38 protein-coding genes are annotated in these 16,578 nt (G+C 69.9%); 7 read left to right on the top strand and 31 right to left on the bottom strand.

The features are described from left to right. Nucleotides 1-9: 9 nt before the first annotated feature. The 12 genes from ABT186_RS01910 to ABT186_RS01855 all read right to left on the bottom strand — a co-directional run bounded on the left by ABT186_RS01910 (nucleotide 10) and on the right by ABT186_RS01855 (nucleotide 4,654). Entirely contained in the window at nucleotides 10-1,419 is a 1,410-nt protein-coding gene (locus ABT186_RS01910) for a V-type ATP synthase subunit E family protein (RefSeq protein WP_351923041.1), read from the bottom strand. A gap of 36 nt (nucleotides 1,420-1,455) precedes the next feature. Beyond that, nucleotides 1,456-1,629, bottom strand: coding sequence for a hypothetical protein (locus ABT186_RS01905; protein ID WP_351923040.1), 174 nt, complete (start codon nucleotides 1,627-1,629; stop codon nucleotides 1,456-1,458). Beyond that, nucleotides 1,629-1,790 carry a hypothetical protein gene (locus tag ABT186_RS01900; protein ID WP_351923038.1) on the bottom strand — a complete coding sequence of 54 codons (162 nt, stop codon included), beginning with the start codon at nucleotides 1,788-1,790 and terminating at the stop codon, nucleotides 1,629-1,631. Before ABT186_RS01900 ends, ABT186_RS01905 begins: the two co-directional genes overlap by 1 nt. A gap of 5 nt (nucleotides 1,791-1,795) precedes the next feature. Beyond that, a complete protein-coding gene (locus ABT186_RS01895) occupies nucleotides 1,796-1,984 on the bottom strand; it encodes a hypothetical protein (protein ID WP_351923036.1) in 189 nt (62 codons plus the stop codon). Beyond that, nucleotides 1,984-2,178, bottom strand: a complete 195-nt coding sequence (locus ABT186_RS01890) for a hypothetical protein (protein ID WP_351923034.1) — start codon at nucleotides 2,176-2,178, stop codon at nucleotides 1,984-1,986. The genes ABT186_RS01895 and ABT186_RS01890 overlap by 1 nt, the downstream gene beginning before the upstream one ends. Nucleotides 2,179-2,226: 48 nt before the next feature. After that, complete coding sequence (locus tag ABT186_RS01885; protein WP_351923033.1) at nucleotides 2,227-2,385, bottom strand: hypothetical protein; 159 nt, start codon at nucleotides 2,383-2,385, stop codon at nucleotides 2,227-2,229. Nucleotides 2,386-2,424: 39 nt separating this feature from the next. Then, complete coding sequence (locus ABT186_RS01880) at nucleotides 2,425-2,658, bottom strand: hypothetical protein (RefSeq protein ID WP_351923031.1); 234 nt, start codon at nucleotides 2,656-2,658, stop codon at nucleotides 2,425-2,427. Nucleotides 2,659-2,757: 99 nt separating this feature from the next. Continuing rightward, complete coding sequence (locus ABT186_RS01875; RefSeq protein ID WP_351923029.1) at nucleotides 2,758-2,934, bottom strand: hypothetical protein; 177 nt, start codon at nucleotides 2,932-2,934, stop codon at nucleotides 2,758-2,760. After that, on the bottom strand, nucleotides 2,931-3,119 hold the full coding sequence (locus ABT186_RS01870; RefSeq protein ID WP_351923027.1) for a hypothetical protein: 189 nt from the start codon (nucleotides 3,117-3,119) through the stop codon (nucleotides 2,931-2,933). Before ABT186_RS01870 ends, ABT186_RS01875 begins: the two co-directional genes overlap by 4 nt. Beyond that, complete coding sequence (locus ABT186_RS01865; protein WP_351923025.1) at nucleotides 3,119-3,442, bottom strand: hypothetical protein; 324 nt, start codon at nucleotides 3,440-3,442, stop codon at nucleotides 3,119-3,121. Before ABT186_RS01865 ends, ABT186_RS01870 begins: the two co-directional genes overlap by 1 nt. A 2-nt stretch (nucleotides 3,443-3,444) precedes the next feature. After that, on the bottom strand, nucleotides 3,445-3,744 hold the full coding sequence (locus tag ABT186_RS01860; RefSeq protein WP_351923023.1) for a helix-turn-helix domain-containing protein: 300 nt from the start codon (nucleotides 3,742-3,744) through the stop codon (nucleotides 3,445-3,447). A 145-nt stretch (nucleotides 3,745-3,889) separates the two neighbouring features. Then, nucleotides 3,890-4,654, bottom strand: coding sequence for a GntR family transcriptional regulator (locus ABT186_RS01855; protein ID WP_351923022.1), 765 nt, complete (start codon nucleotides 4,652-4,654; stop codon nucleotides 3,890-3,892). Nucleotides 4,655-4,854: 200 nt separating this feature from the next. Between ABT186_RS01855 and ABT186_RS01850 the strand changes: the two genes are divergently transcribed. The 7 genes from ABT186_RS01850 to ABT186_RS01820 all read left to right on the top strand — a co-directional run bounded on the left by ABT186_RS01850 (nucleotide 4,855) and on the right by ABT186_RS01820 (nucleotide 8,983). Continuing rightward, on the top strand, nucleotides 4,855-5,592 hold the full coding sequence (locus ABT186_RS01850) for a GntR family transcriptional regulator (protein WP_351923020.1): 738 nt from the start codon (nucleotides 4,855-4,857) through the stop codon (nucleotides 5,590-5,592). 96 nt (nucleotides 5,593-5,688) lie between these two features. Next, on the top strand, nucleotides 5,689-6,012 hold the full coding sequence (locus tag ABT186_RS01845) for a hypothetical protein (RefSeq protein ID WP_351923018.1): 324 nt from the start codon (nucleotides 5,689-5,691) through the stop codon (nucleotides 6,010-6,012). Continuing rightward, nucleotides 6,009-7,118: a hypothetical protein gene (locus ABT186_RS01840; protein WP_351923016.1), complete on the top strand. Its 1,110-nt coding sequence runs from the start codon at nucleotides 6,009-6,011 to the stop codon at nucleotides 7,116-7,118. The genes ABT186_RS01845 and ABT186_RS01840 overlap by 4 nt, the downstream gene beginning before the upstream one ends. Next, nucleotides 7,115-7,501 (top strand): ASCH domain-containing protein, encoded by a 387-nt coding sequence (locus ABT186_RS01835; protein WP_351923014.1) that lies wholly within the window; start codon nucleotides 7,115-7,117, stop codon nucleotides 7,499-7,501. Before ABT186_RS01840 ends, ABT186_RS01835 begins: the two co-directional genes overlap by 4 nt. Nucleotides 7,502-7,679: 178 nt before the next feature. Beyond that, entirely contained in the window at nucleotides 7,680-7,970 is a 291-nt protein-coding gene (locus ABT186_RS01830) for a hypothetical protein (protein ID WP_351923012.1), read from the top strand. Between the two features lie 171 nt (nucleotides 7,971-8,141). Beyond that, complete coding sequence (locus ABT186_RS01825) at nucleotides 8,142-8,633, top strand: hypothetical protein (RefSeq protein ID WP_351923010.1); 492 nt, start codon at nucleotides 8,142-8,144, stop codon at nucleotides 8,631-8,633. Between the two features lie 164 nt (nucleotides 8,634-8,797). Further along, nucleotides 8,798-8,983, top strand: a complete 186-nt coding sequence (locus ABT186_RS01820; RefSeq protein ID WP_351923008.1) for a hypothetical protein — start codon at nucleotides 8,798-8,800, stop codon at nucleotides 8,981-8,983. Between the two features lie 33 nt (nucleotides 8,984-9,016). Here ABT186_RS01820 and ABT186_RS01815 read toward each other — a convergent pair whose 3' ends face one another. The 19 genes from ABT186_RS01815 to ABT186_RS01725 form a co-directional block, all read right to left on the bottom strand. Beyond that, complete coding sequence (locus tag ABT186_RS01815; RefSeq protein WP_351923006.1) at nucleotides 9,017-9,361, bottom strand: helix-turn-helix domain-containing protein; 345 nt, start codon at nucleotides 9,359-9,361, stop codon at nucleotides 9,017-9,019. Then, nucleotides 9,358-9,555 carry a protein kinase family protein gene (locus ABT186_RS01810; RefSeq protein WP_351923004.1) on the bottom strand — a complete coding sequence of 66 codons (198 nt, stop codon included), beginning with the start codon at nucleotides 9,553-9,555 and terminating at the stop codon, nucleotides 9,358-9,360. The genes ABT186_RS01815 and ABT186_RS01810 overlap by 4 nt, the downstream gene beginning before the upstream one ends. Beyond that, nucleotides 9,552-10,412: a hypothetical protein gene (locus ABT186_RS01805; protein ID WP_351923003.1), complete on the bottom strand. Its 861-nt coding sequence runs from the start codon at nucleotides 10,410-10,412 to the stop codon at nucleotides 9,552-9,554. The genes ABT186_RS01810 and ABT186_RS01805 overlap by 4 nt, the downstream gene beginning before the upstream one ends. After that, the gene (locus ABT186_RS01800; RefSeq protein WP_351923001.1) at nucleotides 10,409-10,585 is read right to left on the bottom strand and encodes a hypothetical protein; all 177 of its coding nucleotides are present in this window, start codon (nucleotides 10,583-10,585) and stop codon (nucleotides 10,409-10,411) included. Before ABT186_RS01800 ends, ABT186_RS01805 begins: the two co-directional genes overlap by 4 nt. Next, a complete protein-coding gene (locus ABT186_RS01795) occupies nucleotides 10,578-10,796 on the bottom strand; it encodes a hypothetical protein (protein ID WP_351922999.1) in 219 nt (72 codons plus the stop codon). The genes ABT186_RS01800 and ABT186_RS01795 overlap by 8 nt, the downstream gene beginning before the upstream one ends. Next, complete coding sequence (locus tag ABT186_RS01790) at nucleotides 10,789-11,658, bottom strand: hypothetical protein (protein WP_351922997.1); 870 nt, start codon at nucleotides 11,656-11,658, stop codon at nucleotides 10,789-10,791. Before ABT186_RS01790 ends, ABT186_RS01795 begins: the two co-directional genes overlap by 8 nt. Further along, on the bottom strand, nucleotides 11,655-11,897 hold the full coding sequence (locus ABT186_RS01785) for a response regulator transcription factor (RefSeq protein ID WP_351922995.1): 243 nt from the start codon (nucleotides 11,895-11,897) through the stop codon (nucleotides 11,655-11,657). The genes ABT186_RS01790 and ABT186_RS01785 overlap by 4 nt, the downstream gene beginning before the upstream one ends. Then, entirely contained in the window at nucleotides 11,894-12,079 is a 186-nt protein-coding gene (locus ABT186_RS01780; RefSeq protein WP_351922993.1) for a hypothetical protein, read from the bottom strand. The genes ABT186_RS01785 and ABT186_RS01780 overlap by 4 nt, the downstream gene beginning before the upstream one ends. Further along, complete coding sequence (locus ABT186_RS01775) at nucleotides 12,076-12,408, bottom strand: hypothetical protein (protein ID WP_351922991.1); 333 nt, start codon at nucleotides 12,406-12,408, stop codon at nucleotides 12,076-12,078. The genes ABT186_RS01780 and ABT186_RS01775 overlap by 4 nt, the downstream gene beginning before the upstream one ends. 59 nt (nucleotides 12,409-12,467) lie before the next feature. Then, a complete protein-coding gene (locus tag ABT186_RS01770; RefSeq protein ID WP_351922989.1) occupies nucleotides 12,468-12,800 on the bottom strand; it encodes a helix-turn-helix domain-containing protein in 333 nt (110 codons plus the stop codon). Continuing rightward, nucleotides 12,797-13,024: a hypothetical protein gene (locus ABT186_RS01765; protein ID WP_351922987.1), complete on the bottom strand. Its 228-nt coding sequence runs from the start codon at nucleotides 13,022-13,024 to the stop codon at nucleotides 12,797-12,799. Before ABT186_RS01765 ends, ABT186_RS01770 begins: the two co-directional genes overlap by 4 nt. Nucleotides 13,025-13,337: 313 nt before the next feature. Continuing rightward, nucleotides 13,338-13,511, bottom strand: coding sequence for a hypothetical protein (locus ABT186_RS01760; RefSeq protein ID WP_351922985.1), 174 nt, complete (start codon nucleotides 13,509-13,511; stop codon nucleotides 13,338-13,340). Then, nucleotides 13,508-14,335 carry a hypothetical protein gene (locus ABT186_RS01755; protein WP_351922983.1) on the bottom strand — a complete coding sequence of 276 codons (828 nt, stop codon included), beginning with the start codon at nucleotides 14,333-14,335 and terminating at the stop codon, nucleotides 13,508-13,510. The genes ABT186_RS01760 and ABT186_RS01755 overlap by 4 nt, the downstream gene beginning before the upstream one ends. Next, a complete protein-coding gene (locus ABT186_RS01750; protein WP_351922981.1) occupies nucleotides 14,332-14,523 on the bottom strand; it encodes a hypothetical protein in 192 nt (63 codons plus the stop codon). Before ABT186_RS01750 ends, ABT186_RS01755 begins: the two co-directional genes overlap by 4 nt. 89 nt (nucleotides 14,524-14,612) lie before the next feature. Next, complete coding sequence (locus ABT186_RS01745) at nucleotides 14,613-14,885, bottom strand: hypothetical protein (protein WP_351922979.1); 273 nt, start codon at nucleotides 14,883-14,885, stop codon at nucleotides 14,613-14,615. A 1-nt stretch (nucleotide 14,886) separates the two neighbouring features. Beyond that, nucleotides 14,887-15,075 carry a hypothetical protein gene (locus tag ABT186_RS01740; protein ID WP_351922977.1) on the bottom strand — a complete coding sequence of 63 codons (189 nt, stop codon included), beginning with the start codon at nucleotides 15,073-15,075 and terminating at the stop codon, nucleotides 14,887-14,889. Nucleotides 15,076-15,088: 13 nt separating this feature from the next. Continuing rightward, nucleotides 15,089-15,928 carry a DNA-methyltransferase gene (locus ABT186_RS01735; RefSeq protein ID WP_351922975.1) on the bottom strand — a complete coding sequence of 280 codons (840 nt, stop codon included), beginning with the start codon at nucleotides 15,926-15,928 and terminating at the stop codon, nucleotides 15,089-15,091. A gap of 93 nt (nucleotides 15,929-16,021) precedes the next feature. Beyond that, nucleotides 16,022-16,303 (bottom strand): hypothetical protein, encoded by a 282-nt coding sequence (locus ABT186_RS01730; RefSeq protein WP_351922974.1) that lies wholly within the window; start codon nucleotides 16,301-16,303, stop codon nucleotides 16,022-16,024. Continuing rightward, nucleotides 16,300-16,572, bottom strand: a complete 273-nt coding sequence (locus tag ABT186_RS01725) for a hypothetical protein (RefSeq protein WP_351922972.1) — start codon at nucleotides 16,570-16,572, stop codon at nucleotides 16,300-16,302. The genes ABT186_RS01730 and ABT186_RS01725 overlap by 4 nt, the downstream gene beginning before the upstream one ends. Nucleotides 16,573-16,578 lie beyond the last annotated feature (6 nt).

Here is a 16,578-nt window from a genome sequence, read left to right as displayed (position 1 = left end):
TGGGGTGGGTTAGTTGTCGTTCGGGCTGGTGTTCTGGGCGGCCTTCGAGCGGCGCAGAAGTTCGCCGTGCGCGCGGCCGGCAGCGCGGTTGTAGCGGGGTGTGTCGCCGGGCTTCCGGACGGGAGGAACCGGCTTGTACGAAGAACGAGGTGTTTGGATCCCACGCTGCGCATTCGTGGTCTTGCTGAGGGTGGCGACAGGCTTCTTCTGGCGGGCCGCTTCGACCCTCATCTCGGCCGCATTGCGCATGCGGAAGATGTCCGCAGACTCGCCGGGCAGCGCCCCGTCGACGTCGAGCTTGGCGCGCTTCCAGATGGCCTCGGTGATGACCGTCTCGCCGAGGTCCGCGGCCAGCTTCAGAGCGTGCCGGTGGACGTCGGGGAACTCCGTTCGGCGCGCCTCGTCGAGGGTCGCGGCTGCCTGACGGGCGGCCTTCTCGCGGTACGCCTGCCGCTCGGCCTCGCGCAGATCGGCTTCGGCCTTTGCCGCGGCCTCCGCCTTGATCGCCTTCTCCTGCGCCTTGCGCTCACGCCGGGTCAGCGCACCGTCCCGCTTGCGGATGCGGCCGTGCTCGTACAGGTCGTACACGCCGGGGCCGGCGAGCGACGCGAACGCCGTACTGATCGCAGTCGCCGGGTCGAACGCGGTCAGACCGTGGGCCAGATTGACCGAGGCTGCGATCGCGGCGAGGCACCACGAGATCAGCCGGTAGTGCCAGTGCGGGCGATGATCGTCGACTGCCGCTCGGGCGCCGCGCTGCACGACCAGCGCACCGCTCTCCAGCATCACCGGGGCAACGAGAAGCCACGGCGCGGACGGGAGCCAGAACGCATGGGTCTGCACCGGAAGCGCGACAAGCTGGCACATGCCGTAGAAGCTCTTGGCCGCACGGCGCCACGACTTCTCGGACTTCTGCTTCTTCTCCTGCTCCTCGACTTCGGCCTGCTGCTGCTCTGCGGCCTGTCGGCGGTCGGTTTCGCGGGCGCGCTCGATGTCCTCGCGGTCCTTCTCCGCTTTCTCGATCTTCGCGAGTTGTTCGACTTCCTCGCGGCGGAAGCGGAGTTGGTTGCGCTGCAGGGTCAGGGTCTGCTTCTCGTTCTCCAGACGGAGCGCCTCAGCCTGTTCGACGGCAAGGATCTCGGCGGCCTTCGCCTCACCGTCGGCCTTGATGCGAACGCCTTCGGCTTCAGCCTCGGCGGCAATCCGCTTCGCTTCGGCGTCCGCCCACGCCTGGGCGCGGATCGCTTCGGCCTTGGCCTGCGCCACCAGGTCACTTTCGGGCGCTTCGGCCGGCGCAGGCTCGGCGGGTGTGGGGGTGTCGGCCTGGGTGGGGGTGGCCTCGATGGGCTGCCAGTCCCCCAGCACAGGCGGGGCGGGCGGCCGTGCGTGGCCGTTCACCTTCGGCGGGCTGGCAGTCATGGCGGATGCGGTCCTTCCTTGATCAGTGGATGGCGGTCAGAGGTGGAAGCGCTTCGTGGGCTCGCGGTAGAGCCCGGACTTCGGGTCGGTGGTGTGGCTCTTGTGGACGCGGACGCCGCGGTCCTTCAGGTACACGGCCGGGTCCTCGCGGGTAATCGGGTGGCCGCACGCCCGGCAGGGCTTGCCGATGTCGGAGTTGAGGAGGCCCATCAGTCGCCCTCCCCCGCCCTGGCCCGCCGACCGAGGACGGCCGAGACGGTGACGGCGGCGAGGAAGGCCACAACGACCGCAACCAGCGGCGGCGCGCCGAGGAAGTAGACGGCGTTCACGACCACCAGGCCGACGAGAGCCATCGCAACGAACTCGCGCATCCCGATCACCGCCCCTCGACCGCGACGAAGCCACTGCCGTGGCGCCGGATCGTGAACCCGAGTCCCAGCACCTGCGCGGCGACCGCGCCCGGCGCGAGCTGCTCGGCCTCGTTCAGCAGGGCGGCGATCTGGCGGCCGATCTCCTGCGAGCGGGCCGTCTTCGCGCGCAGCTCGTCAGCGCTGCCGGTGTGCATCACCGCGACTCCGTCCACTGGACGGGGCCGCCGGGACGGTCGCTCATCGCGTAGGCGTCACATCGGGGGCTCGAGCACTCCCAGATGCCGGAGTCCTCGTACCTGGCAGCCCGCCCGCAGTGCTGCGGCTGCTGCCCCCTGCGGACGGCGCCGAAGGCGGCGAAGTCGTCCGGGTCGATCTCGCGATAGACCATGATCTAGCTCCTCTACTCGTATCGGTGTCGGTCGGATCGGGCAGCCGGTCAGCGGTTGCGGGCTGCTTCGTGCTGCCTGCCGTGTGCCTCGGCGGCGCTGCGGGTGTCGTGGCCGTAGCTGACCCAGCTGCACCAGCAGGTGACGTGGTAGGTGCCAGCCTTCGAGTGGCGCTGCTTGTGGGAGACGGTGGTCTTGTGCGCGGCCATTGGAAGTCCTCTCGGGTCGGCGAATGGGTGGATGGCCGGTCAGGCGGCGGCCGGGTAGTCGAAGCCGGCGAGTTCGTCGACGAGGGCGGGGTCGATGGCGTAGGCGTGGTCGAGGACCAGCTGCGCCACGTCGTGACGGCCGGCCGCCCGGGCGTCGGCGTAGTCGGCGAACAGGGCGGCGATCGTCGCGTCGGCGACCGTCGTGGTCGCGCGGCGCTTACGGCCCAGCTCGGTGGCGGCGAGATCGGCATCGGACAGAACGAACGGAGACATAGGTCATCGGCCCTTCTCGGGTTGATCGGGTTGGGAGGTGGGTGCCGCCGCGCGGGACAGGGGAGAGTTGACGGCCGCGCGGCGGCGGTATGGGGCGGCTCAGGCCGCGGGGCGCCGGACGTGCAGGTCGCGGCAGTGCGACCGCCAGTCCAGGTGCACGGGGCAGGTGGAGCGCTCGGCGTCCGGGACCTGCCGGGTCGTCTCACGCCACAGGGCGCGGTCCAGGTCGTCGGAGAACTCGACCGGCATCCGCGGGGTCGGGGTTGCGGTCTTCACAGCCGTGCACCGCCCTCGGCGTAGCCGAGAACCTTCAGCAGCACGGCAACCGTCGCCTGCAGGTCATCGAACCCGCGGGCCACAGCGCGCGGATCCGACAGATCCACCAGCCGGGAAGCGGCCAACGCATCCGCCGCGACACGGGCAGCCGCCCGGTCATCCGCAGTCAAAGGCAGACGCGCCATCACGACACCACCAGGTGCAGCTGGCCGGCGGCGGCCAGGGTGGCGCGCGCCTGGGCCATGCGCTTCTGCGCCTCGGCGAGGGAGTCGAACTGCGCGGGCGCCATGTCGCGGGCGTCCATCGCGGTCAGGCGGTCCACCGTCGCGGCGGCGATCTCGTACTGGACCACAGCCTTGTTGACGGCCTCGGTCCGGCGGACGTAGCTGCCGGCCTCGTGGGCGAGGACGTCGTTCACGCTGCGGTCGGCGAACGCACGCTCCAGGCGGTGGAGGGCGGCACGGGCGGCGTCGGACAGCGGGGCGGTGGGGGTTGCGGTGGCGCTCATGGCTAGGCCACCTCCGAGGCGTCGAAGTCGAGGTACGCCAGGACGGCAGCCTCGGGGATTCGGATGGCTCCCCCGCGCCTCGTGTCGCCTTCCGGGGTCACCCGCGCCGCGCGCAGGAACTCGGCGAGCGCCGCTTCAGCAATTCGGAAGCGCGGGCGGCCGTTGCCCTTGGCGATGTCGATCGCTTCCAGACGGCCGGACTTGATCAGTTCTCGCACGTGCTGCGGAGTGCCGCCGATGCGCTTGGCGGCCTCTCCGGTGGTCAGGTAGTCGCCCGTGGGGGCGACAGAAGCAGACGTCACTGGGTGCTCCCCTGCGGTCGACTGGGGTGGACACCTAGATAGAAGCAGACTGCTACAGAGCAATCAATAGCTCTAGAGCATGACGATCTATATTCGGGCACAAAAAATGGCCCCCACTCCGCAGGGTGAGGGCCAAAGCAGCAGGTCAGGCTGGGAAGTCGTATACGAGGAGGAATCTCGAAGCGTCCAGAACCATTCGGTTGATCTCGACGACACGGCCATCCGCACGCATCGCCGACCGGTGCTGCTCAATCACCGGAGCACCGGCTGCCAGATGCAGGTCGTCGACCTCGGCCGGCGTTGCCAGCCGACAGCGCACCTGCTCGCGGAACTTCACGGGCCCGTGCCCAGCCTCGCGCAGTCGGGCATAGGTTCCCCCCGGCCCGGAGTCGCTTTCCGTGATCCGAGTGTTGTGGGCGAGGTCGTCCGGGATGTACGAGGTCGCGCGCATGACGACCTCACGGTCTACGGCATAGCGCCGATCCCGTTTCCACACGCGCGCATCCACGTCCATATCGAGGGCGCGAGCCACATCCTCTGGAGCGTTGATGAGCTCGACTTGCGTCTGACCCACGACCTCAAGGAGCCGGTCATCAATGTCGACATCCCACATGGAACGCCCCTCGCCCCACTGGGTAGCCGAGAGCCGCTTGAGGGCGTTACGGACGATGGGCCGCCACTCTGCGACAAACCAGCCGGAGCCCACTCGCGACTCCACCAGCCCTTCATCGCGGAGCACGCCGAGCGCCTGGCGCACGGTCATGAGCGACTTCGCGGTCGCCTCGTACTGTTCGAGGAGCTTTCGCTCCGAGGGCAGCTTGCCCTCTCTGAATTCGCCTACCTGGATGCGCCTACGCAGGTCGTCGGCGATCTCCCGGTACTTGTGCGGCTCGCCGGGCGTGCGTGGCACTAGCTCTCCTTAGGGACGATGTCATCTAGAGCAACGCTACCCGCTCCATATCTCCGCTGGTCAATGACCCTTCCGATCGGACATTGCGGACGGGGTAGCTAAGATTGCTCTAGAGCGCTACCTTGGCGTGGTCGGCGTGTGACAGTGAGCACACGCGGCCACCAAGGGGACACCTCTGTCTATCCAGCCGAAGGGATCCCATGCCCGAAACATCGGAGCGCACCGCGCTCTACCGCCTGTACGCCGAGGTGCAGACGGCGAACCCGCCGCCGATCATCGACAGCATTTACCCCAAGCGCATGGACTCCTGGCGGTACTTGGGAACCGCAGGCAGTTGCCCCCGCGGCGGCCCGGGGATCTACTACAAGACGCTTGAGCGCGAGTTCGGTAGCTGCGTCGTCCGCGCGATCGAAGTCGAGTGGGACGGGCTGAGCGCCGAGGTGCCGATCGCCCTGTATCGGCTCTACGACGCCGAAGGCACTCTCCTCTATGTCGGGATCTCCACGAACCCGAAGAAGCGGTTCATCCAGCACGCCCTCTTCAAGCCTTGGTGGCCGTCTGTTGCTCGCACCAGCGTGTCCTGGCTGGAGGTCACGCGGCCGGAGGCCCTGGCCATAGAAGCGGCAGCGATCCGCGACGAGGAGCCGCTACACAACGGCAAGCACAACGGCGTCCCGGCCCCCTTCTCTCCAGACGAATGGCCGACTGTCAGCGCGCCCGTCCGACAGAAGGCGGACACGTTGGCCGACCTCATCCGTGCCGAGATCGCGAGCGGCAGGTGGCAGGCAGGCATGCGCGTCCCAGATCGAGAAGAAATGGCCAACGCCTCTGGCGTAGGAGTCGGGACCGTAGACCGCGCCTACCAACGCCTGAAGGACGAAGGAACCCTCCGCTCCCGAATGGGAACCGGCACCTTCGTAGCCAAGAGGCCCCAGTAACAGCGAACGGCCGGGCGCTGGAACGCCCGGCCTGTTCTCACCAGCGGATTGCCGTCCGCTGATCCGCAAGTCCAACCCGTCAAGAAGGGACTGCTCATGCAGAAGAGTACATGCACGCTGCCCGCTCGTCGCCCCACCGTCGATCACCTGATGGATGCCCCGCTCCCTCAGCTGCTCGCCGAGTTCCGGGTGGACGTGTCGGTGCTGCCGATCCCGGACCGCACGTTCACAGGCGGCACCTACGTGCGGAAGGACGGCAGCATGCTCTTCGTCTTCCGCGAGGGTCAGCCGCCGGTTGAACGAGAGATGATCACCCGCGCCATGCTCGGCAAGGCGTTGCGGGTGCCGATGCCGGACCTGCCGGCGCCGTACCAGCTCACCGAGCTGCAGCCGCGCACGGAGCTGGGGAGTCGGTCATGACCGCATTCCCCGTTTCGCCGAACACGGTCCTCGCGAACGCGCTCTCCTGCGCGGAGGACGTCCTCGCGCCCCGTATCCGCACCGTGCGGCCGGAGCGCATCGTGTTCGTGGTCGGCACCCAGATCAACGGCGTCCCGCACCTGGGAACGTCCCTCGTGCAGTCGCTGACGTTCGCCACCGCGGCCCGGACCCGGCAGCGTTTCGGCATCCCCGTCGAGGTGACGTTCGGGGCGCTCGACAATGCCCCTCACGAGATCGTCGTGGACCCGACGACTGGTCACCGGTATCAGCGCGCCTACGCTCAGGCCCTCGGCGAGGCCGCGCTCGCCGCCCAGGTCGACGAGCTGTACCGGCCACTGTTCGAGGCCCTCTCCGAGCGGCTGTCGATCCCCTACTCAATCGGCATGTACTCGCGGCAGCAGGCCGACGAGCACTTCCGGCGTACCTGGTTGCGGGCGCACCGCCGTATCGATGCTGCCCGCTGGTGGCTCGACCCGGCTCACGGCACCCCGCACGTCCGCGTCCCGTGCCCGCAGTCTGGCTGCGGGTGGGCGGAGAAGTACGCGGAGCGGACGCATGTTCTGCTCGGCGACGACCACGCTGTGGTCCACGCCGTCTGCCTGCACCACGGCCCATACGAGGTCGTCATCGCTCCGGATGGCGGCGGCTACCTCGACCTGGCGACTTTGTACCGCAATCTCGTCAAAGAGCTGGCTGCCATCGCCGACCGGGAACGGTTGAGCGTGATGGTGAAGGGAGGCGACTGGATCTTCGGGTCGGTCCTCGTCGACAACGCCCTGGCCGCAATCGGGCTGACGGCGGGCCAGCTCCCGACCCGGCTGTTCTGCCCGCAAGTTGTCACGGACACCGGGGCGAAGCTGTCCAAGTCGCTCATCCGAGAGGGGCGCGCGAAGTTGCCCGCCGGCTCCGCGCCATGGATGTTGGATACCCGGATGTGGCCCGGCTCGTTGTCTGAGTACGCCGACCGGCTGTTCGAAATGGCTGCCGTACTTCTCTCCGACCCGCGGCACTTTTTCCGCTCGTACTCGGCCGGCGAACTCGGCCGCCTCATGTCCGCACCGACAAGGAGCGTTACGACCCCATGAGTAACATCAGAACCGCCCGCCGACATGATCTGAACTTGTACCGGCAGTCCTTCGAGCTTGTGGCCGCTGGCCTCAAGACGATCGAGGTCCGGGTGCGGTATCCGCGCTTCGACGACATGGCCGCGGGAGACACGATCACGTTCCACATCAAGGGCACCGACGAGGCGTGCGACGTCCGGGTGCTGCGGGTGGCCGAGTATCCGGACTTTGAGGCGCTCCTCGACGGTGAGGGCACGGCGCGCGTGAACCCGGCGGCGAGCCGTGAGGAGCAGCTCGCGAACATTCGCGCGATCTACCCGCCTGAGAAGGAGGCGCTCGGCGCCCTGGCAATCGAGATTGAGCTACTCGACGGACAGGTACCCGCAGCAGCCTCCCGTCTGTAGCCGCCCGGCTACCGGAGCCTCACCAAAGTGCCTGGTGAGGCTCCGCTTTCGTGTTCCCGGTGAGCCCGCTCACATCGGTCCCCGTTCGGCTTGCTGGGGCGCGCCGTCCGGTGGAATCTGCCGCCAACTGTCATGCGGGCGTTGGGGGTTCAAGGTGCAGTGTCCGGGGTGCAAGTCCATGAATGTCGAGAAGCTCTCCCACTACTGGGAGGCGCTGCCCGCAGAGTCTCCGCATCAGGCCCGTTACGCGCCGCCGACTGCGGTTGAGGGCCGGTACTGGGTGGCGCTGCTGGCGGTGGCCGGCGGGATCGCCCTGCTCGTGTCGGGCGCGGTGCTGCTCGGCCTGCTGGTGGCGGTCGGGGGTCTCGCGTTCGGGGCGTTCCACCATCAGCAGGTGACGGCGTACCAGGCGTCGCTCGCGGACTGGAGTACGGCGCAGATCTGCTTGGCCTGCACGGGACGGTTCTGAGGACGGTCTGCGATCTCGTAGCCCCGTGGGATGTCGGCGTGACGGTTGTCGGCGGCACGGAACGAGCCGTGATGTACGTCGGCGGCACGCAATGACTCGTAACGGTGAACGCTGGCAGCCAGTGGCTTTCAACGGTGGACAACGGCAGACTTTGAAACTACCTTCAAAGTTATGACCACGATGCCTGCGGAAGCGAACTTCTCGGAGCTGATCAACAAGCCCAAGGACACCGTCGCCCGCATGCAGGTCAGCGCCCGGAAGGGACTGCGCCTGCACCGGCGCGACGAAGAAGACCTGTACCTGACGACCGCGGCACGGGCAGACCAGGTCGTCCAGGTCGTCGACTCGACCACACGCATGTTCGTGGCGCTCATGAAGGAGAGCCCCGAAGCGGTAGACCTGCTCACCCAGGTGTTCCCCGAGGCCTTCCCGTGGGTCCGCTTCCTGCCCGACGGGGCCGTTCGCGAGTTCCTCCTCGAGTTCGTAGAGACGGCACGAGCCAGCACCGAACTCGGGACGGTCGAGCCGATCGCCCAGGTGATCACGGAGTGGAAGCACACGGCAGAGATCTACGCCGACCCCGAACTGTACGCTGCCCTCACCGCGGACCATGGTGAAGGCGACTATGGCGATGTCCCCGCTCCGGAGGTGGCCGGCGAGTGAGTTTAGGCAAGGGCGATCCCGTACCCCCGCCACCGGAAAAGGGCGAGTACCACATCAAGTTCGCTAACCGATCAGCGGCTGACGGCTGGACCGAACTGATGAATCAGGCCCCAGGACCCACCTTGGACGCCTGGAAACTGATGCGCAGGAGCCCAGCTCCGGCGGTGCACAACAAGAGGCACCATCCGCTGAAGTACGAGCTGGCCACCGGGGTGCGGAACGGCAAGACCTACCCGCAGTGGCAGATCGAGGTCACAGGCGGAGGCCGTGTCTGGTACCTGTACGACCTCAACGCCTTGACCTGCTGGGTAACCAAGGCGACGACAGGCCACCCGAGGCAAACGGATTGACCACGAGCCCCCGCCTCATCGGCGGGGGTTTCGTCATGCCGCGGTGTCCTTCCGGGTGCCGCGTCGGACGTTCCGGTACTCCCGCTCCCCGGCCTTGCACAGGTCGCAGGGTTCTTCGCCTCGGTACTTGTGGGCGGCGTATCCGGCGTGGTCGCCGTGGCGGCGGTTGGGTTCGAGGATCTTCAGCTGGCAGGCGATGAACACGGCCTGTGTGTTCGTTTTGGCGCCGAGTTTCTTCCGTATCCGCTCTCCGATGGAGCGGGCGCCGCTCTCTTCGTAGTGCCAGCTGCGGGCGATCTCCTGGATGGTGTCGCCCTGGGCCAGGCACTGCAGGTACTCGACTTCCCGCGGGCTGAGAGACGGGGGCGGCGGCGTCACGACGGCCTTCCTGCTGGTCTGCCACTGGCGCCGGTTTTGATGCGCCCGTCGGGGTGGAGGTGGCCGTCGGCGGTGGCGAGCATGCGGGCGGCGCGTTCGAGGACGTGTTCGGGTTTCTCGCCTCGGTAGCAGCGTCGGAGGACGGCGAGCGTCCACGCGGTCACGGGCAGGCGAGGCTGAACAGGGCGCGTCACGGCTGCTCCTGGGGCTGGTCCAGCTGGTTGCGGTGGATCTCGTCGGCGAGCTCCAACCGCTGCCGGAGTTGGGCGAGGTGCCGGTCGCGGACGGCGAGGACGGCGTCGGCGATCTCTTCTGCGCCGCCGTCGTCTGCGTCCCACCAGCGCCGGATCACCGCCGCGTACTGCTCGCGCAGGTAGGCCAGGTCGGTGATCGTGTCCGGGGTGCCGGTCGCTTCGGTCGCTGCCGGGGCGGGTCGCGCGGCTTGTTGCCGGTCGTATTCCCGCCACCGTTCGCCGTGCGAGACGGTCGACATGCTGCCGTCACGGCGTCGGCATCGTTCGCCGGGTTGGGCGTTGCAGCCTGGTGGGCGGCAGCGCACGGACCATGATGGGTCGGGGAGATCGTCGGTCGCTTCGGTCGCTGCCGGCTCGGGCCGGGGTCCGCTGGATTCGACCCGCCGGACTGCCTGTTCGTAGGCGTCGCCAGCTTCGTCCTCGTCGGCCCGGGTGAGGCCCGCGGCTTCTGCCCGTTGCCGTTTCTCGGCTTCGCGGAGCGCCTCTTTCGCTGCGGCCAGCCGTGCGAGCCGCGCGGATAGTGGGGTGGTGTCCGTCTCCTCCGGCGCCGGCCCGCGCCGCTCCCAGAACGGCTTGGGCCAGGCGTCGGGGTCGGCCATGAAGGCGTGCGCCCAGTCCTGCCGGTAGCCGCACTCGGGGTCGGAGCAGTGCCAGCCGTCCCGGTGGGCCATGAGGACGACGCGCACACTGTGGTGGTCTTTGCCGCACGTGAACGGGTGCATGCCGCCCCGCTGCTGGAAGCGGTTGAGGGCGGACACCTGCTCGGGCGTCCACGGGGCGTAGATCTTGCCGGTCACAGGTATTCCTCGCTGATCTTCAAGTCGGTCATGGTGTGGAGCTGCCAGGCGGTGAGCCCGCAGGCCCACAGGTCGAGGCGTTCCGCGGCCCGCATGTCCAGCGTGCGGGCCGGCGTGTGGTCGGGCTCCCACAGCAGGCCGGGGAGCTCGTCAGCGGTCCAGCGGTCAGCCATCGGTGGCCCCGTTGTCGGCGCATTCGGCGACGCTGGGCCCGGCGTCGTGGGCGGGCGCGGGCTCGTCCCATGCGACGCCGCCACAGTGGCGGCCGTCGATGATGAGTGGTCCGGCGTGCGGGTCCCAGCCCGGCTTGTAGTGGCCGGCGGGCTCGGTGCACAGGGTTTCGGGGTGGTCGTAGTGCGGCAGCCCGCACAGGCGGTCAGTCACTGCTCGCCCCCGGCTGTCGGCGGTGGGCGTTCGGCGTGTGCGCTCCCGTCAGGCAGTCCTCGCATGCCAGCGGGGCAGCGTCGTGGGCGGGCGCGGGCGGCTGGAGGGCGGCGCGGATCTCGTCGTCGCTGAAGATGCCGCTCGGGTCGTCCGTGAGCAGCTTCCGCACGCGTGCGATGGCGGCCTCGGCTTCCTTGGCGCGCTCGTGCTGCCGCATCGTCTCTTCCTCCTGCTCGGCGAGCCGGGTGCGGAGGCTGGCGCGGGCGAAGTTGATGTCGTCGATGCGGTCCGCGCGGTCCCTGGCGAGGCGGGCGAGCCGGTCCCGCTCGGCCTCGGCGCGGTCGAGTTCGCCGCGGAGCTCTGCGGTGTTCTTGTCGGCCCGGACGAGGGCGGCTGCGTAGCGGTCGCATCGTTCGTCGACCTCGGCGAGGGTCCGCGACTCGGCATCGAGCAGGGCAGCGAGCCGGTCCAGCTCGGCCTGTACGACGGCGAGGGCTCCGCGGGTGGCGAGCCGGGCGATCTCCTGGGTGACGCCGCCGGTCTCCTCCCACCACATGGTGCGCTCGCGGTAGGCGTAGACCTCGCTCTCGACCTCCGCGGCGATCCGCTGCCGGAGCGGGTCGTCCGCCGGGGCGGGGGTGGCGGCGCTGCAGTCTGTCGGCGGCTCGTCTGCCCAGTGGTCGGGGCGGACGGGCTCCCAGTCGCCGTAGGTGACGCGGCGACGGACGACGACCGGACCGGTGTCACCGGGGAACAGGGCGCATCCTTCGCCCTCTTTGCGGGCGCCGTAGACGGTGTGGAACTCCCACTCCCTCGGCGGGGTGGTGGGCAGCAGGCCCTTGCGGATGGGCTGGTCGGTCATGCGGCGGTCTCCTTGCTTGCGATGTGGGCGAGGTCGGCGAGGGTGATGTCGCCGCGCCAGATGGCCAGCGCGACGGCGTGGGCGCGGTCGTTCGCGCCGAGCGTCTTGTAGATCTCGCCGAGGTGCCGGGCCACTGTCGTCGGATTGATCCCGAGCCGCCGGGCCACCTGAGCGCTGGTGTGGCCGGCGGCGGTGAGACGGAGGACTTCCCGCTGCCGGGCGGTGAGGGCGGCTCTCACGCCTGCCTCCCCCGCCACTGCGGCTTGCGCTCGGCCTGTTCGTCGTCGGCGGCCATGCGGCTGAGGGCGCGTTCGATGACGACGGCGCGGACCTGCCCGGCGTAGCGGGTGGCGAGCAGATGCTCGGACTGCGGGGTGAGGAGCTCGCGGGCTAGGCGGCGGGGCTTCGGTTTGTCGGTCATCGGGCACCGCCGTTGATCTTCTGGGCGGCGGTGAGCGCGAGCGTCGGGAGGGGCGCGCCGTGCCGAGCGGCGGCCGAGGCAACCGCGTCGAGCCAGTCGGCGAACTCGAGCGCGAAGCCCGGCGGGAACAGGGCGACGAGGTCCGAGCACGGGCCGCCGAAGCCGTTGGCGAACCCGTCCCGCCACGCGGTGGCCTTGTCGTAGCCGGACCAGTAGTCGCTGGTGGCGAGGTCCGTCTGCGCGCACTCGGCGACGCGACGCAGGGTGGCGGCGGCCTGGTGGACGGTGAGGGCGGGGCTGGGCGGCGGGAGTTGGACAGTCTGGGTCATGGCGGGTGCCTTCCGGGTGGGCCGCCCCCGGTGTCGGGGGCGGCGGGGCGGTTGCGGGATCAGGCGGTTGCGTCGCAGGTGCGGCAGGCGAAGCCGGGCGGCGGGCTGTCCATGCAGGCGTCGCACTTGGGCGCGCTGATGAGCTGCTGGACGGTGACGCCGAGGGCGGCAGCGAGGGATACGACGTCATCGACGTAGATCGCTACCGGGGAGGCGCCGGGTGTGGCGGCCTTCTCCATGCGGCAGATGGTGCTGAACCCGACCGGCTTGCCTGTCTGTTCCGTTGCGCTGGCTAGGGCGCGCTGGGAGAGGCCGCGTGCTTTGCGGAGGGCGGCGACGCGGGCGCCGACGGCTCGGGAGACTGTGAGGTTGTCGGTGCGGGGGCCTCTCACGACTCCCCCTCGGTGCGCGGCGGTTCGAGTCCGAGCTGAACGGCGGCCAGGGCGACGGCTTCCCGGATCGACAGGCCCTCCTCGGAGGCGGCGCGGAGGGCGAGCGCGCGGGTGTGGAGGTCGTCGGCGAGGGCGAGTTGCTCGGGGGTGAGGCCGCCGGGTCCGGTGCGTCGGTGGCCTCGTTCCGTGCGGGTGGGCTTCCAGGGGTCTTCGGTGTCTGGCATTTGGGCCTCATTACGGGGGCTGGGGTGGCCTGTGGCGGCCGATGGGGTGGAGGTGAGGGTGAGCGGCGAAGGTGGGGGTTGAAGGGCTCAGGGAGTTAACTCGCCGGTAGCTTCGGAGGGTTGTCGCCCGGCTCGCGCGCCCACGAGGACCCCAGGCGCCCCGTAGAGCCCCGAACGCGCCGCCACGCATGGAACCGGGCCCGGATCGGCCCGTAGGCCCACGACGGGCCCCTGCGACGCCGTGACGGGGCCGCGGGGGTGGCGAGACTCGCCGCCAGAGCCACCGCCACAGCCACGAGAGCCGCTTGGGCGATCACGACGGGTCCTCGTCGACGTCCCGGACACTCCCGCTGATCCGCACACGGCGCACCGCCGCCCACCCCTCCAGGCCGTCACCGATCCGCAGCCGCGCCACCGGCACCACATCCCGCGGATCCGTCGACTCGTCGACCTCCAAGTCCACGATCAAGCGGGCGCGGCGCGTCACGACGCCGCCTCGCCGTCGGCTGCCGCGGCCTGCTGCTCGGCGGCTCGGGCGACGTCGACGACGTGCCGTCCGCAGCTCGGGCACAGTTCCCAGTGGTCGACGTCGTTGGCGGTGAGCGGGACGTCCGCGCCGACCGCGTGGGCGCAGCGCAGGCAGTAGGTGCGGCCCTTGCCGTCTCCGTAGGCCACTGCCGCGGGCTGCTGCGCCACAGGGGCGTAGTCGCAGGCGGCGTTGCAGGCGTGGCACCACGGCTCCCCGGCGACGAGCGGCGAGAACTTGGCGCGGTGGTCGGCTCGGCCGTCGTGGTCGCTCTTCGGGTGCGTGCAGTGGGCACAGCGCTCAGTCGGCTGCTGTGTCCCGGTGTCGTGCGCCTCGACGGCCAGACGGCGCCGCACCACGATGCCCGGACCGGTGTCGACACCGTCGTCATGACGCTCGACCAGTTCGAACCACCGGTCGTACCGGCCGGTCGCGAGCCGCTCATCGGGCACCCACTCCAGGCGTCCGGTCACCTCGGCCTGCGAACGCATCCACGCTTCTGCTGCGCCCTTTGCAGCGTGCTCGTCGTTGGCGTAGCCGATCAGGTAGTCGGAGACGTTGCCCGGCTCGTACATGGCCTCCCAGTCAGGGAGGACTTCGGCGATGATCGCGGCCCGGTCTGTCGGCGGGGACACCACGGTGGCAGGCGCGGTGGCGGGCTCCATCGCGGCACGAAGCGCGGACACAACGGCCGGGGTTCGGATCACCTCGGGGAGGTTCTGCTCCCAGTAGTCGGCCATCTGCCGGATGCGGGCGAGGACGGCGGTCGGGTCGGTCTGGTTCATCGGGCAACTCCGGTCGGGGTGTGGTCGGGGCAGTAGTCGCGGCCCTCGAAATCGGTCCAGCCGTCGACGGCGAGACGGGCGCGATGCTCGGCGGCGATCTGCTCGCGCGTGGCGGGTTTCAGGCTGGCGACGGTGGACCACTCGGGGCAGTCGTCGTAAGCGCAGGTGATGCTGTGGCTGCGGGCCATCGGAGTCCTCCAGGTGGTGGCTCGGGTACGGTTTCCGGCAGGCCCGGGCGTGTTAGGAGCACGCCCGGGCCGCTGCATGGTCGAGGTGGTCACGCCGCGCGCTTGCCGGCCGATGCCCGGCGCTGCTTCCCGCCGCGGCGGCCGGTGCGGGCGTCGTAGTCCCGCATGTAGGGCCGCATGTAGTCCGTGTTCGCGGCCTTCGACTCCTTGCAGGCGGGGACGCCATTGCGCTGATGCCACTGGTAGCCGCGGCGGTCCCCCGTGCAGCAGGCGGGCGTTGCCGGCTCCGGTGCGGCCGGGGCGATCGGCTCGGTGGTGGTGATGGCCCGCAAGTCGGCGAGCGCGTGCTGTATCGAGTCCATGTCAGTCCTCGCATTCGTGGTCGTGTCCCGACCCGGCGCACTGGCCGCAGTCGAGGCAGGTGTCGCAGTGGGTGCAGTGGCCGCACGGGCGGCGAACAGGCGGCGTGCAGGCGCAGCTGGTGAGGGTGGGGGCCGGATCGGGCCAGATGGGCAGCTCGATCTGGCCGAGGCAGGACGCGCGCTGGCTCATGGCGTGTGACTCCTCAGACGGCGGGAACGGACCGGGCGGCGGGGGTGAAGAGCTCGGCGGCATACGGCTCGTCGAGGCGCAGCGCGCCCTTCTCGGCATACAGCTCGCGCTCCTCGATCCCGATCGCGGGGCGACCAGAGCGGCGTGCCGCTTCCAACGTCGAGCAACTCCCAGCGAACGGGTCGATGACGAGCCCGCCCGGCTTGCAGCCGTAGGCGATCAGCGGGTCGAGGAGCGGCAGCGGCTTCTCGTCGGGGTGGCGACGCTGACCACGCACCGCCGCCACCTTGATGACCGACCGCATGAGGCGGGTGCCATCGTCGACGTAGGTGTGGGCACCGATCGTGCCCGTATGCGGGGTACGGGAGTTGCGGCCACGCGCCGACTTGTCCGGGCCGCTGTACGGGACCCGCGGAACGTCCTGGTGGGCTTCCTCCCACGGAACTCCGCGGTACCAGTGCAGGACGTGCTCGTGGACGCGGCGGAACCGGTCGCGGGCGAATCCGGAGCCGTTGTGCTTCTCCCAGACGACGTTGACGTCGCCGGTGATCGGCTCGCCGTCCTCGTCGTGGCCGACCACGTCCTGGGACAGCTTCCAGCCCGCGGCCCGGAACTCGGCCGCCCGGTCGAGGAACATGCGCTGGCTGCCGAAGCACCACATGCCGTTCGCGTACTGGGCAGCTATGTCCAGCCAGCCCTCCGGCCAGCGGTCCCAGTCGTGGGAGGTCTCACCGAACGGCGGATCGGCAACGATCAGATCAGCGCGCACGCCAAGCTGGGGTAGGACCTCCTCCATCTTGCCGAGGTACAGCGCGACGTCACCGTCGGCGCTGCGGTAGTAGGGCTCGATCACGGTGTGTCTCCTCGGTGGTGTGTGCCGCCCGGGCGGGCGGGCGCGGGTCAACGTGCGCGGTCAGGCGGGGGGCGGCGGTCTTTGTGCCGCGGCTCAGGCGGCGGGCTGGTCGCGGTGCTGCTGCTGGCTGGCCGGGTTGCCGCCGCACTTGGCGCAGCTGCACCGATCCGGCGGCGGGGTGGGGCCCGACGCTGCGGTGCCGAGGGGCCAGCCGCCGGTGTGCGTGATCCGATAGGCGGGCTCCGGGACCGCGGCGAGCGCGGCCGGCTTGGGGGTGTCGGCGACTTCGCGGCCGGTGATGTGGCGCAGGTAGTCGCGGAAGCTGGCGGGGTCTTTCCGGAGTTCGGCGATGTCCTCGACGCTGAGCTCGCTCACGACGCCCACGCCCCTTCGCCCTCCGGCAGAAGGCCGATCAGGTGGCTTATCGCGGCGTGCCAGGCCTCTTCGGTGTGGAGGTGGGGGTGGGCGCCGGTGTCGCGCTCCCAGCCGACGAGGGTCTGGATGGCGGGGCGCAGGGTGTACGACCAGTAGCGGGAGAACGACCACGTCGGGTCGGCCTCCGCTTTCTCCGCTTCGGCGCGGACGTCCTGCTCGAGGTCGCGCAAGCGCGGCTCGGCGTCTGCGAGTTCAGGCCAGGTGATCACGGGTTC

The organism is Streptomyces sp. NPDC001634, from assembly GCF_040298185.1.
Lineage (GTDB): Bacteria > Actinomycetota > Actinomycetes > Streptomycetales > Streptomycetaceae > Streptomyces.
This window is presented reverse-complemented; position numbering and strand designations above follow the sequence as displayed.

Coding starts and splice junctions, on each gene's coding strand:
- ABT186_RS01910 (WP_351923041.1), bottom strand. CDS start 1,419: ATGACTGCCAGCCCGCCGAAGGTGAACGGCCACGCACGGCCGCCCGCC.
- ABT186_RS01905 (WP_351923040.1), bottom strand. CDS start 1,629: ATGGGCCTCCTCAACTCCGACATCGGCAAGCCCTGCCGGGCGTGCGGC.
- ABT186_RS01900 (WP_351923038.1), bottom strand. CDS start 1,790: ATGCGCGAGTTCGTTGCGATGGCTCTCGTCGGCCTGGTGGTCGTGAAC.
- ABT186_RS01895 (WP_351923036.1), bottom strand. CDS start 1,984: ATGCACACCGGCAGCGCTGACGAGCTGCGCGCGAAGACGGCCCGCTCG.
- ABT186_RS01890 (WP_351923034.1), bottom strand. CDS start 2,178: ATGGTCTATCGCGAGATCGACCCGGACGACTTCGCCGCCTTCGGCGCC.
- ABT186_RS01885 (WP_351923033.1), bottom strand. CDS start 2,385: ATGGCCGCGCACAAGACCACCGTCTCCCACAAGCAGCGCCACTCGAAG.
- ABT186_RS01880 (WP_351923031.1), bottom strand. CDS start 2,658: ATGTCTCCGTTCGTTCTGTCCGATGCCGATCTCGCCGCCACCGAGCTG.
- ABT186_RS01870 (WP_351923027.1), bottom strand. CDS start 3,119: ATGGCGCGTCTGCCTTTGACTGCGGATGACCGGGCGGCTGCCCGTGTC.
- ABT186_RS01865 (WP_351923025.1), bottom strand. CDS start 3,442: ATGAGCGCCACCGCAACCCCCACCGCCCCGCTGTCCGACGCCGCCCGT.
- ABT186_RS01850 (WP_351923020.1), top strand. CDS start 4,855: ATGCCCGAAACATCGGAGCGCACCGCGCTCTACCGCCTGTACGCCGAG.
- ABT186_RS01845 (WP_351923018.1), top strand. CDS start 5,689: ATGCAGAAGAGTACATGCACGCTGCCCGCTCGTCGCCCCACCGTCGAT.
- ABT186_RS01840 (WP_351923016.1), top strand. CDS start 6,009: ATGACCGCATTCCCCGTTTCGCCGAACACGGTCCTCGCGAACGCGCTC.
- ABT186_RS01835 (WP_351923014.1), top strand. CDS start 7,115: ATGAGTAACATCAGAACCGCCCGCCGACATGATCTGAACTTGTACCGG.
- ABT186_RS01830 (WP_351923012.1), top strand. CDS start 7,680: ATGAATGTCGAGAAGCTCTCCCACTACTGGGAGGCGCTGCCCGCAGAG.
- ABT186_RS01825 (WP_351923010.1), top strand. CDS start 8,142: ATGACCACGATGCCTGCGGAAGCGAACTTCTCGGAGCTGATCAACAAG.
- ABT186_RS01800 (WP_351923001.1), bottom strand. CDS start 10,585: ATGGCTGACCGCTGGACCGCTGACGAGCTCCCCGGCCTGCTGTGGGAG.
- ABT186_RS01790 (WP_351922997.1), bottom strand. CDS start 11,658: ATGACCGACCAGCCCATCCGCAAGGGCCTGCTGCCCACCACCCCGCCG.
- ABT186_RS01780 (WP_351922993.1), bottom strand. CDS start 12,079: ATGACCGACAAACCGAAGCCCCGCCGCCTAGCCCGCGAGCTCCTCACC.
- ABT186_RS01775 (WP_351922991.1), bottom strand. CDS start 12,408: ATGACCCAGACTGTCCAACTCCCGCCGCCCAGCCCCGCCCTCACCGTC.
- ABT186_RS01765 (WP_351922987.1), bottom strand. CDS start 13,024: ATGCCAGACACCGAAGACCCCTGGAAGCCCACCCGCACGGAACGAGGC.
- ABT186_RS01755 (WP_351922983.1), bottom strand. CDS start 14,335: ATGAACCAGACCGACCCGACCGCCGTCCTCGCCCGCATCCGGCAGATG.
- ABT186_RS01750 (WP_351922981.1), bottom strand. CDS start 14,523: ATGGCCCGCAGCCACAGCATCACCTGCGCTTACGACGACTGCCCCGAG.
- ABT186_RS01745 (WP_351922979.1), bottom strand. CDS start 14,885: ATGGACTCGATACAGCACGCGCTCGCCGACTTGCGGGCCATCACCACC.
- ABT186_RS01740 (WP_351922977.1), bottom strand. CDS start 15,075: ATGAGCCAGCGCGCGTCCTGCCTCGGCCAGATCGAGCTGCCCATCTGG.